Here is a 14,413-nt window from a genome sequence, read left to right on the forward strand (position 1 = left end):
AAACCAAACTGCAACTTGGCGACGAGCCTAGCACGCAGCGTGTGCCGAGGGGTAGAGGGAAAGATCACTTCACCCGGATGTTTGATTGCCGTGCGGATGAGCGTCCCGAGAGTGTCTTCCGGGTGACTTCGCACCCTTCCGCACCCCTTCCGGAGAGCCGGTCGCGGGGTCCGTGCGAGACCTTCGTGAAGAAGTGGTGCGTGACACCGCGCGCCCCCGGTGGGGCGCGCCGAGCAGTGCGGGTCTAGCCTCGCGATGTGGACAATTCAACCGTCTCAACCGTCGCAGGCGACGACCGTCGCAGCCGGCCGCGCGTCGGCCACATCCAGTTCCTGAACTGCCTCCCCCTCTACTGGGGCCTCGCACGGACCGGAACCCTGCTCGATCTGGAGCTGTCGAAGGACACCCCGGAGAAGCTCAGCGAGCAGTTGATCCGAGGCGAGCTGGACATGGGTCCGGTCACCCTCGTGGAGTTCCTGCGCAACGCCGACGACCTGGTCGCCTTCCCCGACATCGCCGTCGGCTGCGACGGCCCCGTCATGTCGTGCGTCATCGTGTCGCAGCGTCCCCTGGAGGACCTCGACCGGGCCCGGGTCGCGCTCGGCTCCACCTCCCGCACCTCCGTACGCCTGGCGCAGTTGCTGCTCGCCGAGCGGTACGGCGTCACCCCGGACTACTACACCTGCCCGCCGGACCTCGGCGTGATGATGCAGGAGGCCGACGCCGCCGTCCTCATCGGGGACGCCGCGCTCCGCGCCAATCTGCACGACGCCCCCCGGCTCGGGCTCCAGGTCCACGATCTGGGCGCCATGTGGAAGGAGTGGACGGGGCTGCCCTTCGTCTTCGCCGTCTGGGCCGCGCGCAAGGACTATCTCGCCTCCGAGCCGACCGCCGTGCGCAAGGTCCACGAGGCGTTCCTGGCCTCGCGCGACCTCTCGCTGGAGGAGGTCACCAAGGTCGCGGAGCAGGCCGCGCGCTGGGAGGCTTTCGACGCGGAGGTGCTGGAGCGCTACTTCACCACCCTCGATTTCCGATTCGGTCCGGCGCAGCTCGCCGGGGTCGAGGAGTTCGCCCGCCGCACCGGCCCGACGACCGGCTTCCCGTCGGATGTGCGCGTCGAACTGCTGGGCGGTTGAATTCGCAACGGGCCGAGCCGTTCGATCAATCGACCGGAGCTCTCGATCAATCGACCGGATCTCTTCGATAACCGACCGGCGGAACGGCACATTCACGCCTTTTGTTGTGGCGAATGATGTCGTTCGTTCCCTCCGGGGCGAAATCGTCGGATGGTTTCCTCTGTGAGCCGATGACCTTCAGAGCCTAGGCTTCGGTCGGATGTCAGCCGGTCCACAGGGGGAGTCCGAATATGCAGCCGCTCGAAGCCGGCGACCCGCTGGGCATCGGTGCCTATCGGCTGCTCGGCAGACTCGGGGCCGGAGGCATGGGCCGCGTCTATGTCGGACGCAGCGCGGGCGGCCGTACGGTCGCGGTCAAGGTCGTCCATCCGCACTTCGCGCTCGACGAGCAGTTCCGTGCCCGCTTCCGCCGCGAGGTGGACGCGGCCCGGCGCATCGGCGGCCAGTGGACCGCGCCCGTCCTGGACGCCGACCCGGACGCCCCCGTGCCCTGGGTCGCCCACGGCTACGTGGCCGGGCCACCGCTTTCCTCCGCGGTGACCGCCCACGGCCCGCTGCCCGAACAGGCGGTCCGCACCCTGGGCGCCGGGCTCGCGGAGGCGCTGGCCGCCGTCCACGGGCAGGGGCTCATCCACCGCGACGTGAAGCCGTCCAACGTGCTGCTCGCCCTCGACGGCCCCCGGCTGATCGACTTCGGCATCGCCCGCGCCATCGACGCGACCGTCTCCCTCACGTCCACCGGGGTCTCCGTCGGCTCGCCCGGCTACATGTCCCCCGAGCAGATCCGGGGCCAGGAGATCTCCGGCGAGGCCGACATCTTCTCGCTGGGCGCGGTGCTGGCGTACGCGGCGACGGGCTCGGCCCCCTTCCTCGGCGACTCCTCCGCGGTCCTCCTCTACAAGGTCGTGCACGAGGAGCCCGAGCTGGGCGAGCTGGAGGGCGAGCTGCGCGAGGTGATCGCCGCCTGCCTGGCCAAGGACCCGGCGCACCGCCCGACCCCGGCCGAGCTGGCCCGCCGGCTGATGCCCGGCGGCGCGGCGGCCGCGGTGGCCGCGGGCTGGCTCCCCGCCTTCCTGGAGCGCGAGGTCAGCCGCTCGGCGGTGGCCCTGCTGGACCTGGAACCGCAGGACGCGCCGGTGCAGTCGGGTCCGGTGCCGTTCAGCAGCGCCTCGTTCGGCATGGGAGGCGCCGGAGGCATCGGCGGCCGGGGCGGCGTGGACGGCATGGGCGGCGCGGACGGTGCCGGCGGGACGGCCGGTGCGGCCGGCGGCGGGGGCCTCGGGGTCTTCGGGCCGCCGGCCGACCCGCGGACGGCGCCCGACCCCCGGTCGGAGCCGGGGCCGCGCGGGGCCGGGGCGGGCGGGGTGCCCGGCCCGCGCACGGCCCGTCCCCGGTTCGCCCTCGGCATCGACGCGGGCTCCCGGCCGGACGGGCGGCGGGGGCGCCGGCTCAGCTGCACCGTCGCGCTCGCGGTGGCCGGGGCGCTGGCGGTGGCGACCGTCGGCGGCGCGTACCTCTTCGACCTGATGCCCGGCGGGGACGGCACCGAGAACGCCGGAGCGCGGCCGACCACGGGCGCCGAGACGTCACCGCGCACCCCGGACGGCTCCACCGGCTCCGCGCCGGGCACCCCGTCCGGCTCGGGGACCCGCACCCCGGGCCGGGTGGCCGAGGTCCCGACGGCCTTCCTCGGCACCTGGCGCGGCCCGCTCACCGAGAAGACGACCGGCGCCCCGCACGGCACGCTCACCGCGGTGATCGGCAAGGGGGCCGAGGGGGACGACGTGGTCCGCATGACGACGACCGTCGAAAGCCTCGGCGTGGAGGTGCGCTGCTACAGCGTCGCCTCCCTCACCTCCGCCACCGACAAGGCGCTCACCCTGCGGGAACGGACCGACCCCGACCGCCCCGGCACCCCCGGCCTCTGCACCACCAACCCGGCCGTCCTCCACTACACGCGCGCCGACGACGGCACCCTGCGCTTCCGCTCCGAGGAGCGGGCGGCCGGGCTCCCGTACGGCACGCTGGCCAGGTCCGGCCGCTGAGGCCCGGCGGGGCTGGCGTACGCTGAACCGGTCCATGGATCCGTTGAAAAACCGCCGAAAGGTGACAGCCCGGTGACCGAGAAGGCCGACCTCCAGCCCATCCTCGACCGCGCCGCCGCGGGCGGCCGGATCACTCCGGAGGAGGCCCTCGACCTCTACCGGTCCGCGCCCCTGCACGCCCTGGGCGCGGCGGCGGACGCCGTGCGCCGCAGGCGCTACGCGGGTACGGAGCACATCGCGACGTACATCATCGAGCGGAACATCAACTACACCAACGTCTGCGTCACGGCGTGCAAGTTCTGCGCGTTCTACGCGGCGCCCAAGGACACGGACAAGGGCTGGTCCCGGGACCTGGACGACATCCTGCGCCGCTGCGCGGAGACCGTCGAGCTGGGCGGCACGCAGATCATGTTCCAGGGCGGCCACCACCCGGACTACGGCGTGGAGTACTACGAGAAGCACTTCTCGGCGATCAAGAAGGAGTTCCCGCAGCTGGTCATCCACTCGCTCGGGGCCTCCGAGATCGAGCACATGGCCCGGATCTCCGGAGTCTCCGCCGAGGAGGCCATCGCCCGGATCCACGCGGCGGGCCTCGACTCCTTCGCGGGCGCGGGCGCCGAGCTGCTGCCGGCCCGGCCGCGTACCGCCATCGCCCCGCTCAAGGAGTCCGGCGAGCGCTGGCTGGAGATCATGGAGATCGCCCACGGCCTGGGCGTCGAGTCCACCACGACGATGCTCATGGGGACCGGCGAGACGAACGCCGAGCGCATCGAGCACCTGCGGATGATCCGCGACGTGCAGGACCGCACCGGCGGCTTCCGCGCCTTCATCCCGTACACGTACCAGCCGGAGAACAACAAGCTGAAGGGCCGCACGCAGGCCACGCTCTTCGAGTACCTGCGGATGATCGCCATCGCCCGGCTCTTCCTGGACAACGTCGCCCACATCCAGGGCTCCTGGCTGACCACCGGCAAGGAGGTCGGCCAGCTGTCGCTGCACTACGGCGCCGACGACCTCGGCTCGATCATGCTGGAGGAGAACGTCGTCTCCTCCGCCGGGGCCAAGCACCGCTCCAACCGCCTGGAGATCATCGACCTGATCCGCAAGGCGGACCGGGTGCCGGCCCAGCGCTCCACGACGTACGAGCACCTGGTCGTCCACGACGACCCGGCGAACGACCCGGTCGACGAGCGCGTCGTCTCGCACATCTCGTCCACCGCGATCGAGGGCGGCACCGCGCACCCGGAGCTGAAGCTCCTCAACGCCAACTGACCCTGCCGTGCTGACGATCCACACCGCCGCCCTGCTGCTGCCGGGCGGCGGCCGTGCGCCCGTGCCCGACGGCGCGGTGGTCGTGCGGGACACGGTGGTCGCCGCCGTCGGGCCGTACCAGGAGGTGGCCGCCGCGCATCCGGGCGCCCGGGTGCGGCGCTGGCCCGGACTGCTGGCCCCCGGGCTCGTCCAGGACGACGCGGTCCGGCTGCTGACCGAGTGGTATTTCCCCGATCCGCGCGAGGCCGGGACCCTGGGCACCGAACCCCTCACCGGGGCCGCCCTCGACGCCCTCGGTCCGGACTCCGCCCGGTGGGCCGGCAGCGTCCGGCGCGGGCTGCACCGGATGCTCGGCCACGGCACGACCCACCTCGCGGGCCGCTTCGACGACGAGACCCTGCGCGGACCCGTCGCCCGCTCCGGCCTCACGGTCCTCCCGCCGGCCCGCCCCCACGGCGATCACCCCGCCCCGTGTCTTGATCCGTTCGCACACGGACGCGACCTGGCCGCCGCCGCCCACGGCCCCCTCACCGAGGGCGCCCGCGCCGACCTCGCCGCCTTCGACGTCCCGGACGAACCGGCCCTCCTCGCGGAAGGCGCCCGCACCTGCGCGGCGACGGTGCTGGGAGGGCGGCTGGTGTACCGGCGGCGGTGAGCCCGCCGCCGGCACGGGGCGCCGAGGCCCTACGCGCACGGGGCCAGCCGCGGCTGCTCCGCCAGGACATGGGCGCAGGCGGGGCAGACGGCCGGCAGCTCCAGCCGTTCCAGGGCCGCCAGCAGATGCAGCCGCAGCCGGGTCAGACCGCCCAGCTTGGTGCGGAGATTGACGATGTGGAACTTCACGGTGCGCGGGGTGATGTGCAGCCGCGCCGCGAGTTCCTCGTTGGACGGGCCGCTGTACAGCGCGGCGAACACCTGCCGTTCCGTCGGGGTCAGGTGACGGAGCGGGACGCGCGTCAGCGGGGTCCGCTGCTTGCCCTGCTGGTGCCCGGCGCTCGGGCCGTCCGCGCATACGAGACAGCGAATCCTCATGATTCCCCCCGGAGCCAACTCGGATCACGGAACCTCGCACGGGAGCGGGGTGGTCGGCCCCGTACCCGGGACGCGCGGTTCCGGAGTGCTTGGTCGGTGGCCGGCCCGCGGCTACTCGGCCCAGGCCGCGCTGACCGACGAGATCGTGTTCCGGTACGTGCTCGACGCGTTGCCGACGTAGCCGGGCGGCAGGCTTCCGTGGGAGCCGCTGAAGCCCGCGCCCGTGTACACGACCATCCGGTTGCTCGCGCTGCGGTTCCAGTACGAGGCGGTGTTGTTGTCCACCCGCTGTCCGGCGCAGCTCAGCGAGCCCTTGAAGTAGTCGTTGCCGAGGTCCTCGTCGGAGCCGTACTCGCCGAGGTCGAAGACGGAACTGCCCTGGTTCGGCGTGCAGTACAGGCCCATCTCCCCGGCGGTGAGCCAGCCGTCCTTCTCCGCGGCCGAGGACGTGCCGGCGGTGACGAGGCAGAGCACGGCGGCGGAGGCGGCGAGGATCGCGGGGACCAGGGCCCGCGGACGGATTCCGGTGCGCATGAAGGCTCCCCTTCCGGGGGTCTCGGTGGTCGGATCGGCCGTGATCGGCGTTCAGGGCCGTTGAGAAGTGAAGCAAGCTCGACCGGCTCTCGACCACTGTCCCTCGGGCCAGTTCGCGTACGGTGAGAGGCGCTCACCGCCCGCCCGGCGTCACGGCACCGGAGGCCCGCCGAGGTAGCGCCCGTGCGCGTCGTACGGCCAGGCGTTGGCGACGCAGCCCTTGAGCCCGTCGATCTGCTGCATCATCGCCGGGGCGGGGCGGCCCTTGCCGGGGCAGGTCTCGTGACCGTGGCCGAGCCAGTGCCCGACCTCGTGGTTGATGATCAGCGCCCGGTACTCGGCGAGCGGGCCGCGGAACTCCGGCGAGCCCTTCTCCCAGCGCTTCAGATTGACCATGACCTCGGCCCCGACCCGGCAGTTGACCTCGCCATGGGTGTCCAGGCCGCTCTTGGCGCAGACCCGGTCGGTGGTGTCGGGCGTCGCGATGCGGATGACGAGCCCCGCCGACGCGTCGTCCACCTGGCGGAAGGTCTGCTCCCCGCCGTGCGCCCAGCCGCGCGGCGCGGAGAGGACGGTGGCCACCCGGGCGGCGACCTCGTCCGGGTTCAGGCCGGACGCCTTCTCGACCTCGACCCGGTAGGCGTGGCCCGTCGTGCCCGTGGAGACGCCCGCGCGGGCCACCTCGAACGTGTCCCCGCCGCGCCCGGCGTTCCACTTCAGCCCCACGACACCGGCCGCGACCAGCACCAGGGGGACGGCGGCCGTCAGCACCAGCCGACGCCGCCCTCCGCCCGCACGTATCCGTTTCCGGCGCCCCGTACTCGTGGCCATCCGTACCCTCCCCGGTCCCGCGTGTGTGTGCACTCCCCGTGGGTAGGACCGGTGCTGGGGGCAATGGGTTCAGTCCACACGCGTAATCGGTCGGCTCAGGGCACGGCGGGCCCGCCGAGGTAGCGCCCGTGCGCGTCGTACGGCCAGGCGTTGGCGACGCACCCCTTGAGCCCGTAGATCTGCTGCATCATCGCCGGGGCGGGGCGGCCCTTGCCGGGGCAGCCCTCGTGGCCGTGGCCCAGCCAGTGGCCGACCTCGTGGTTGATGATCAGCGCCCGGTACTCGGCCAGTGGGCCGTCGAACTCCGGCGAACCGGTCTGCCAGCGCTTGAGGTTCACCACCACCGTCTCGCCCAGTCGGCAGTTGACCTCCCCGTGCGTGTTCATGCCGCCCGATCCGCAGATGCGGTCGGTGGTCGCCGCCGTCGCGATCTTGACCACCATTCCGGCCGGACCCTCGGTGACCTGGCGGAACGCCTGCGCCCCGCCGTGCGTCCAGCCGCGCGGCGACGCCAGGATGTCCGCGATCCGGTCCGCCGCCTCGTCCGGGTCGACCCCGGAACCGTCCTCCACCTCCACCCGGTAGGCGTTCCCGCCCCCGGAGGAGGCGCCCGCGCGCGCCACCGTGAAGGTTCCCGGGCCCGACGCGGGGACGACGGGCGGGGCCGTCCGGGTCTTCCGGGGAGACGGGGAGGGGGAGGGAGAGGGGGCGGCCTCGGGGGAGGGCGGCGCGGAGGCGGGCGCGGGCGCGGTCACCTCGGTGTCGGTGTCGGTGTCGGTGTCGGTGCTGGTGCCGGCGGCGGCAGCGGCCGGTTCGCCCCGCTGCCAGGGCGGCGCGACGACGAGGAAGGCCGCGACGGCCAGTGCGGCCAGGGCCAGCACGGCGAGCACCGTCCGGCGCGGCGGCCCCCCTCCCCGTAGGGACGGCGCGCGTCCGGATATGCCGCTGATGCCTCGGTCTCTCGTCACCCGGTGGATCCCACTGTTCTTTCGCACGGTCTGTTCGTCGCGTATCGCATCAGGTCCCCTCACCACCGCGCGCGGCGGGGGGTGCGGAACGTCCGCGGGTGCGGTCCTCAGGCTGACCGGGCCACGACGGAACCGTCCGTGAACCCCGACGCGCACGAATCGCACAGGGCCGGAAGCCCGCGGTGGTGCAGGGCGGCGAGCAGACAGAGCTGGAGGTGCGTGAGACCGCCCAACTTCTGCCGGAGATTGGCCAGATGGAATTTGACCGTACGGGTGGTGATGAAGAGCGACGCGGCGATGTCCTCATGCGCGGGGGCGCTGTGCAGCACCTCGAAGATCCGGAGTTCCGTCGGTGTCAGATGGTGGACCGGAACGGGCACCAGAGGCGGTTCCGGTAGGCACCTGCACGCGCTGACCATGCGATGAGCGGCGCAAACGACGCAACGGTCCATCATGTCCCCCCCCAGGGAAGCCGGCACAACGCCCGCGAAACTAGCACGGGGCCGGCGGATTCCCCGGGGGGATATCAGGATCCGGAATGTCGTCAGGACGTCAGTTCCGAGGCGAGGCGGAGCCGGTCCTGCGCCTGCTTCCGAAGGAGGCCGAGCGTCTCCGCGTTCCGGTCGGCGGAGCGCTTCTCGTACGCGCTCTGCACGGCGAACCGGATTCCCGCGTAGTTGACCTCCGCCTTGCAGGCCACGTCCGCCTTCGCCGCCGTCACCGCCCTGGGACCGGTGGCGGCCTCACCCGAGAAACCGAGGTCCCGGGCGGCCGACGCGGGGGCGGCCGTGACGTACCCGGCCTTCTTCATGCACGCGGACCAGGCCCGCGTCGCCTTCTTCACCCGCGAATCGCTCAGGGCGCGGGACTCCGCCTCGCCCTTGAGATTGAACACGTACATGATGTCCACGCTGGACGAGGTGGGGGCGTACAGCTTCAGATACGACTCCCGCAGGCAGCCGCCCATCGGGACGGCGCGGCCGTTGACGACGAGGCCGCTCTTCTTCTTCTCGGCGGCGGTCTGGCTCATGGGCATGCCGGCGAGCGCCTTGGCACCCTTCGCCTCCTTCGGGCCGAACAGCACCGACTTGGCGGTCTCGCCGAGGACGGCGGTCTTGGGCTTCGCGGGTGCCGCGCCGGGCCGGAGCATTGACCCGTAGCCGTAACGTGCGGCCTCTCCCGCGTCCACGAGGCCGAAGACCCGTGCGTTCGGCCGGTCGTGGGTCGGCGGCATGGGGTCCGGGGCGTCGTACGTGAAGCCGTAGCGCTTCATGCACTGCTCGGTGAGGACGTTCTGCGCCTTGGCCAGCGCGTACACATCGTCCTCGGACCGCTCGTACGCGTCGAGCGGGAGCCGCGCTCCCGCGGTGAGCGTCATTCTCGGGGTGTCCGCGACCGCGGGCTCACCACTGCCCGCGCCCGAGCCGTCGTCGGAGGAGGAACAGCCGGTCAGGACGGCCGCGACGGCTGCGGCCAGGCACACGGCGCGGAGGCGGCCGGGGACAGCGGGCATGGGGCGGTCCTTGCACTCGGAGGGGGCGACGGCGGGGGTTGTAGGGTGCTCGCGGCGCCGTCCCGCCCGGCTCCAACGGGCGGGACGGCGCTGCGGAGGGGTGAGGCGCGGGTCCTACGGCGACAGCACTACTGCTTGGGGTAGTAGTGGTAGGCCGAGCTGATCTGGTTCCGGAAGCCCGTCGACGCGTTGCCGATGTGGCCGGGGGGCAGCGAGCCCTCACTGCCGGTGGCCCAGGAGCCGGTGTACACCCACCAGGTCGCGGTGTCGCGGTTGTAGTACGAGGCGGTGTTGTTGTCGACGGGCTGGCCCTGACCGCTGCACGTGCCGCTGTACGGCTTGAAGGTGTACCCCTGGAAGTTCTGCTCCGCCATGTAGAGGTCGAAGACGCAGCCCGTCTGGTTCGGGCTGTAGTACAGGCCGAGTTCGTACTCGTCGACGTACCCGTCCTTCGGCGCGTACACGGCGAAGGCGTTGCCGGCAGTGAAGAAACCGGCACCCGTCAGCGCGGTCGCGGCCAGCGTGAGGGTGGCCGCGCGACGCGCCAGGTTGTTCTTGAACACTGAGTCATTCCTTCGGTCCAGCGGTGACCGCCCGACGTGGCGAGCCGTCCCCGCGGCTGATGTCGGAGCAAGCGGACCCAGCCAAGCGCAGCCCCCGACGGGCCGTCTACTGGCCTCGGGGACAGTGGACACGGGGTGCGCACCCGCCTAGTTTCGCTGGGGGACGATCGCGGAAGCCCTGGTCAACTCCGGGGCGCCAGCTCGGCGTTGAGTGCTGCCCGGTTCCTCGTACGCCCCGCGCCCGGCCGCCGTTCCGCCGGGTCTCCGCCCTCACCGGCCCGCCCCGCCCCTGGAGTTCCGCATGCCGCGCACCGCCCGCACCGCCCGAGGGGCAGCCCTCCGCGCACTCCTCGCGTCCGTGCTGCTGGGCGGATGCCGGAGCGGTGCGCCGGACGGCGCCCCGGAGTCGCGCGAATCCGTTGCATCCGCGAATTCTCAGGTGTGGAGCGCCACCGCCACGCACCGGGACGGGGCCCTGACGGTCTGCCTCGGCTGCCTGGAGGACCGGGGCGGCGGTCGGCCCCGGGGAACGGGCGAGGTCCGAGGAGTTCGGCGCCTGCGTGCGGCGTGACGGGTATGCCGGATATCCGGATCCGGACCCGGAAACGGGCAGGTCGCGCAGACGGAGGAGCAGGCGGCGGCGTTCAAGACGGACCCCGGGGCGATCGGGGCGTTCAGGAAGTGCGGCGGACGCGGCGGGGCCGCGGCGGACGGCGGGACGGTGGCCGGCGGCTGAACCGGACCGCCCCGACGACCCCGTACCGGCCGATATGCCGCCCGACGAAGGAAAGGTGACACGATGGCTCCGACCTCAGCCCTCCCCGACGACGCCCCCCACAACGTGCCTCCCGAGGCCCCCGACGGCGTCCCCGGCGACGCCCCCGTCGGCGTCCCGGACGCGGTCGGCTCCGCGACCGGCGCGCCCGGGAAGGGAGCCACCGGGCTCTCCCGGCGCAGGAGGGCGGTGGCCGTGCTGGCCGCCGGAGCCGTGGTGCTCGCGGGGGCGGGGGTCGCCGCCGCCGCGTTCGTGAAGTCGCCCGCGCAGGCCGCCGCCGACGCCGAGGCGCCCGCGCCGAGCGTGCTCACCGCCGAGGTCGAGTACCGCGTCCTGGCGTCCACCGTGATCACCCGGGGCCAGGTCATCGCCGGGCAGTCGGTGCGGATCGCCCCGCAGACCGCCGGCGGGGAGGGGGCCGGGAGCCCGGTGGTCACCAAGATCGGGGTGCCGGCCGGCGGGAAGGTCACGGCCGGGAAGGTGCTCCTGGAGATCTCCGGGCGGCCGGTCTTCGCCCTGCCCGGCACCCTCCCCGTCTACCGCGACCTGAAGCCCGGCGCCACCGGCGACGACGTCGCCCAGCTCCAGAACGCGCTGCGCGGACAGGGGCACGGCACCGGAACCGACCCGCGCGGCACCTTCGGCGAGGGGACCAAGGCCGCGCTCACCGCCTTCTACGCGTCGATCGGCTACGACCCGCTGCCCGCGCTCGACGACCGCGGCGCCGGTCTCAAGGCCGCCCGCGACGCGGTCACCGCCGCCGAACGCGCCGTCCAGGACATCGAGGACGCGAACGCGGCGGCGGACGCGACCCGGAGCGGGGCCCCGGACGGGACCCCGGACTCGACCCCGAAGGGGACCGCGAACGGGAAGCCCCCCAAGGACGCCGCCGACGACACGGGGAGCCCAGGCGCCGCGACCACCGACGCCGCTAGCACCGGCGCCGCGACCACCGGCGCCCCGAGCACCGGCAAGGGCTCCGGCGGCCCCGCCTCCGGCCGGCAGCTCGCGCGTGCCCGGGAGGACCTCGCCGCCGCCCGTACCGCCTTGGCCGCCGCGCGTGCCGCCGACGGACCCGAACTGCCCGCCGGGGAGGTCGTCTTCCTCCAGGGCTTCCCGGCCCGGGTCGACTCGGTCCCCGGCACGGTGGGGACGCGGGTCTCGGGCACGGTGATGACCGTGTCGGCGGGGCGGCTGGTCGTCCACGCCTACCTCCAGGAGCACCAGACGGGCCTGGTCCGCAGGGGCCAGAAGGCCGAGATCCTCTCCGAGCTGACCGGAATCCGCGCCGGGGCCCGTGTCACCTCGCTCTCCGGGACGCTCTCCACCGCCGGGCAGGACGCCGGGGACACCGCACGGGGCGGCGGGGACCAGCAGGGGAGCGGCCAGGGCGGCGACGGGGCGCCCACCGGGGAGTCGGGATATCTGCTGGAGGTCCGGCCCGACCGGCCCCTCGACCCCAGACTCGCCGGGCAGGACGTCCGGCTCACCATCGAGGCGGCGACCACCGACGGCAAGGCACTCGTCGTCCCCGTCACCGCGATCACCGCCGGGGCCGACGGCCGGACGACCGTCACCGTGCTCACCGGAAGCGGCGGGCGCCGGCAGGTGGCCGTCGAACCCGGCACCGTCGGCGACGGCTTCGTCGCCGTCACCCCGGTCGGCTCCGGCGCACTCCGCCCCGGCGACAAGGTCGTCACCGGCGTACGGAAGACCACGGACACGGGGGCGGGACAGTGACCGGGCCCGGCGGCACCGCCCGGACCGCCGAACCGCCCGTCATCGAGTTCCGCCAAGTCGGCCTCACCTACCCGGGGCCGCCGCCGGTCGCCGCGTTCCGGCCGTGCGATCTGCGCGTGGACGCGGGGGAGTTCGTGACCGTCGTCGGCCCCTCCGGCTCCGGCAAGTCCACCTTCCTGAACATCGCCGGACTGCTCGACGCCCCGACCCACGGCACGTACCTCCTCGACGGGTACGACACGGGCGCCCTCAAGGACGCCGACCGCACCGCGCTGCGCGGTCGCCGGATCGGCTTCGTCTTCCAGTCCTTCCACCTGCTGCCGCACCGCTCCGCACTGGAGAACGTCATCCTGGCGATGGTCTACAACGGCACCCCGCGCGCCGAGCGCCGCCCCCGCGCCCGCGAGGCGCTGGACCGGGTCGGCCTCGGCCCCCGGACGGACAGCCTGCCCACCCGCCTCTCCGGCGGCGAACGCCAGCGCGTCGCCATCGCGCGGGCCCTGGCGGCCGGTCCGTCCCTGCTGCTGTGCGACGAGCCGACCGGCAATCTGGACACCGCGAACGCCGCCACCGTGCTCGCCCTGCTCACCGAACTCCACGCCGAGGGCATGACCGTCCTGTTGATCACGCACGACCCGGGCATCGCCGCACGCGGCCAACGGACCGTCACCATCCGCGACGGGATCCTCGACGAGCGGCGGGTGGGCGGGTGAACGCGCGGGGAGCCCGGTCCCTCCGGTGGCGGGGGCACGGGCCGGGCCGGGGGGCGCGGCCGGCCGTGGAGCCGTCCGGATTCCGGCCCCGGGACCTGCTGTCCGAGGCCACGGCCGGCATCCTCCAGCGGCCGGCCCGTTCGGCGCTGACCGCGCTCGGCACAGTCCTGGGCGTCGGGACGTTCGTGGCGGTCCTGGGGCTGACCGCCACCACCTCCTCCCAGATCGACTCCCGGTTCAACGCACTGACCGCCACCGAGGTGACCGTCGAGGAGGCCGGGTCCGAGGGGGCCGCGACGTCCGGCCCGGTCTTCCCCGAGGACGCCGACCACCGCATGGCCCGGGTGAACGGGGTGACGGCGGCCGGGGTGTACTGGACGGTCCGCCTCCGCGACTCCGTCACCGTGCGCTCCGCGCCGATCGCGGCGGACGGCACCGGCGGCGGGGGACAGGAGGTCGCCGTCGTCGCCGCGTCCCCCGGGGTGTTCGCCGCCGCCCGGCCCGTCCTCGCCCAGGGCCGCGTCTACGACGACTACCTCTCCGACTCCGGCGAACCCGTCGCCGTCATCGGCTCCGGCGTCGCCGCCCGGCTCGGCATCACCACCCTGGAGACCCACCCGGCCGTCTTCATCGGGGAGGAACCCTTCACCGTCGTCGGCATCGTCGAGAACGTCGCGCGCAAGGCCGATCTGCTGCTCTCCGTCGTCGTGCCCCGGACCGCCGCCGAGCGGATCTGGGGCGCCCCCGACCCGCAGGAGGCGCAGATGCTGGTCTCCACGGAGATCGGCGCCGCCCGCCAGGCGGCCCGGGAGGCGCCGACGGCACTGCGGCCCGACCACCCCGAGTACCTCAAGGCCCAGCCGCCGCCCGACCCCAGGACCCTGCGCACCCACGTCACCTCCGACCTCGACCAGCTGTTCCTGCTGCTCGCCGGGATCTGCCTGGTCATCGGGGCCGTCGGCATCGCCAACACCACCCTGGTCGCGGTCCTCGAACGGACCGGCGAGATCGGTCTGCGCCGCGCGCTCGGCGCCCGGGGGCGGCACATCACCGCCCAGTTCCTCGCCGAGTCCGGGGCGCTCGGCGCGCTGGGCGGGCTGGTCGGCACCTCGCTGGGCACCGTGACCGTCGTCGGCGTGGCGGTGCTCCGGGACTGGACCCCGGTCGTCCATCCCGGGACGGTGGCCGCCGCCCCCGTCATCGGGCTCGTCACCGGGGTGGTGGCCGGTCTCTATCCGGCCTGGCGCGCCGCGCGCGTCGAACCGGCCGAGGCCCTGCGCCGGTGACCCGC

Annotated in this window: 14 protein-coding genes; 7 read left to right on the top strand and 7 right to left on the bottom strand. The window is 73.6% G+C overall.

Annotation, left to right across the window (positions count from 1 at the left end):
• Window positions 1-257: 257 nt before the first annotated feature.
• From ACWCXC_RS01215 to ACWCXC_RS01230, 4 genes are all read left to right on the top strand, one after another.
• Window positions 258-1,136 (top strand): menaquinone biosynthetic enzyme MqnA/MqnD family protein, encoded by an 879-nt coding sequence (locus tag ACWCXC_RS01215; protein ID WP_450684701.1) that lies wholly within the window; start codon window positions 258-260, stop codon window positions 1,134-1,136.
• Window positions 1,137-1,366: 230 nt separating this feature from the next.
• Window positions 1,367-3,181 (top strand): serine/threonine-protein kinase, encoded by a 1,815-nt coding sequence (locus ACWCXC_RS01220; protein WP_450885859.1) that lies wholly within the window; start codon window positions 1,367-1,369, stop codon window positions 3,179-3,181.
• Window positions 3,182-3,253: 72 nt separating this feature from the next.
• Window positions 3,254-4,453 carry a cyclic dehypoxanthinyl futalosine synthase gene (gene mqnC / locus ACWCXC_RS01225; protein WP_450684699.1) on the top strand — a complete coding sequence of 400 codons (1,200 nt, stop codon included), beginning with the start codon at window positions 3,254-3,256 and terminating at the stop codon, window positions 4,451-4,453.
• Window positions 4,454-4,460: 7 nt separating this feature from the next.
• Window positions 4,461-5,108, top strand: a complete 648-nt coding sequence (locus ACWCXC_RS01230; protein ID WP_450885861.1) for an imidazolonepropionase-like domain-containing protein — start codon at window positions 4,461-4,463, stop codon at window positions 5,106-5,108.
• 29 nt (window positions 5,109-5,137) lie between these two features.
• On the opposite strand, the gene ACWCXC_RS01235 is transcribed toward ACWCXC_RS01230, so the two are convergent.
• From ACWCXC_RS01235 to ACWCXC_RS01265, 7 genes are all read right to left on the bottom strand, one after another.
• Complete coding sequence (locus tag ACWCXC_RS01235) at window positions 5,138-5,485, bottom strand: helix-turn-helix domain-containing protein (protein ID WP_450684697.1); 348 nt, start codon at window positions 5,483-5,485, stop codon at window positions 5,138-5,140.
• 111 nt (window positions 5,486-5,596) lie between these two features.
• Window positions 5,597-6,019, bottom strand: coding sequence for a peptidase inhibitor family I36 protein (locus tag ACWCXC_RS01240; protein WP_450684696.1), 423 nt, complete (start codon window positions 6,017-6,019; stop codon window positions 5,597-5,599).
• Window positions 6,020-6,169: 150 nt separating this feature from the next.
• A complete protein-coding gene (locus ACWCXC_RS01245; RefSeq protein WP_450885864.1) occupies window positions 6,170-6,850 on the bottom strand; it encodes a DUF3152 domain-containing protein in 681 nt (226 codons plus the stop codon).
• A gap of 95 nt (window positions 6,851-6,945) precedes the next feature.
• Window positions 6,946-7,740: a DUF3152 domain-containing protein gene (locus ACWCXC_RS01250; RefSeq protein ID WP_450886388.1), complete on the bottom strand. Its 795-nt coding sequence runs from the start codon at window positions 7,738-7,740 to the stop codon at window positions 6,946-6,948.
• A 185-nt stretch (window positions 7,741-7,925) separates the two neighbouring features.
• Window positions 7,926-8,198, bottom strand: a complete 273-nt coding sequence (locus ACWCXC_RS01255; protein WP_450885866.1) for a LuxR C-terminal-related transcriptional regulator — start codon at window positions 8,196-8,198, stop codon at window positions 7,926-7,928.
• Between the two features lie 164 nt (window positions 8,199-8,362).
• Window positions 8,363-9,331 carry a hypothetical protein gene (locus tag ACWCXC_RS01260; RefSeq protein WP_450684693.1) on the bottom strand — a complete coding sequence of 323 codons (969 nt, stop codon included), beginning with the start codon at window positions 9,329-9,331 and terminating at the stop codon, window positions 8,363-8,365.
• Between the two features lie 128 nt (window positions 9,332-9,459).
• The gene (locus ACWCXC_RS01265; RefSeq protein ID WP_450885868.1) at window positions 9,460-9,894 is read right to left on the bottom strand and encodes a hypothetical protein; all 435 of its coding nucleotides are present in this window, start codon (window positions 9,892-9,894) and stop codon (window positions 9,460-9,462) included.
• Window positions 9,895-10,693: 799 nt separating this feature from the next.
• Between ACWCXC_RS01265 and ACWCXC_RS01270 the strand changes: the two genes are divergently transcribed.
• The 3 genes from ACWCXC_RS01270 to ACWCXC_RS01280 all read left to right on the top strand — a co-directional run bounded on the left by ACWCXC_RS01270 (window position 10,694) and on the right by ACWCXC_RS01280 (window position 14,408).
• Window positions 10,694-12,409 carry a peptidoglycan-binding protein gene (locus ACWCXC_RS01270; RefSeq protein ID WP_450885870.1) on the top strand — a complete coding sequence of 572 codons (1,716 nt, stop codon included), beginning with the start codon at window positions 10,694-10,696 and terminating at the stop codon, window positions 12,407-12,409.
• On the top strand, window positions 12,406-13,122 hold the full coding sequence (locus ACWCXC_RS01275; RefSeq protein ID WP_450885872.1) for an ABC transporter ATP-binding protein: 717 nt from the start codon (window positions 12,406-12,408) through the stop codon (window positions 13,120-13,122). The genes ACWCXC_RS01270 and ACWCXC_RS01275 overlap by 4 nt, the downstream gene beginning before the upstream one ends.
• Before the next feature lie 65 nt (window positions 13,123-13,187).
• On the top strand, window positions 13,188-14,408 hold the full coding sequence (locus ACWCXC_RS01280; RefSeq protein ID WP_450885874.1) for an ABC transporter permease: 1,221 nt from the start codon (window positions 13,188-13,190) through the stop codon (window positions 14,406-14,408).
• Window positions 14,409-14,413 lie beyond the last annotated feature (5 nt).

It is taken from the genome of Streptomyces sp. NPDC001515 (assembly GCF_053597115.1).

Coding starts and splice junctions, on each gene's coding strand:
- ACWCXC_RS01270 (WP_450885870.1), top strand. CDS start 10,694: ATGGCTCCGACCTCAGCCCTCCCCGACGACGCCCCCCACAACGTGCCT.
- ACWCXC_RS01245 (WP_450885864.1), bottom strand. CDS start 6,850: ATGGCCACGAGTACGGGGCGCCGGAAACGGATACGTGCGGGCGGAGGG.
- ACWCXC_RS01220 (WP_450885859.1), top strand. CDS start 1,367: ATGCAGCCGCTCGAAGCCGGCGACCCGCTGGGCATCGGTGCCTATCGG.
- ACWCXC_RS01260 (WP_450684693.1), bottom strand. CDS start 9,331: ATGCCCGCTGTCCCCGGCCGCCTCCGCGCCGTGTGCCTGGCCGCAGCC.
- ACWCXC_RS01235 (WP_450684697.1), bottom strand. CDS start 5,485: ATGAGGATTCGCTGTCTCGTATGCGCGGACGGCCCGAGCGCCGGGCAC.
- ACWCXC_RS01240 (WP_450684696.1), bottom strand. CDS start 6,019: ATGCGCACCGGAATCCGTCCGCGGGCCCTGGTCCCCGCGATCCTCGCC.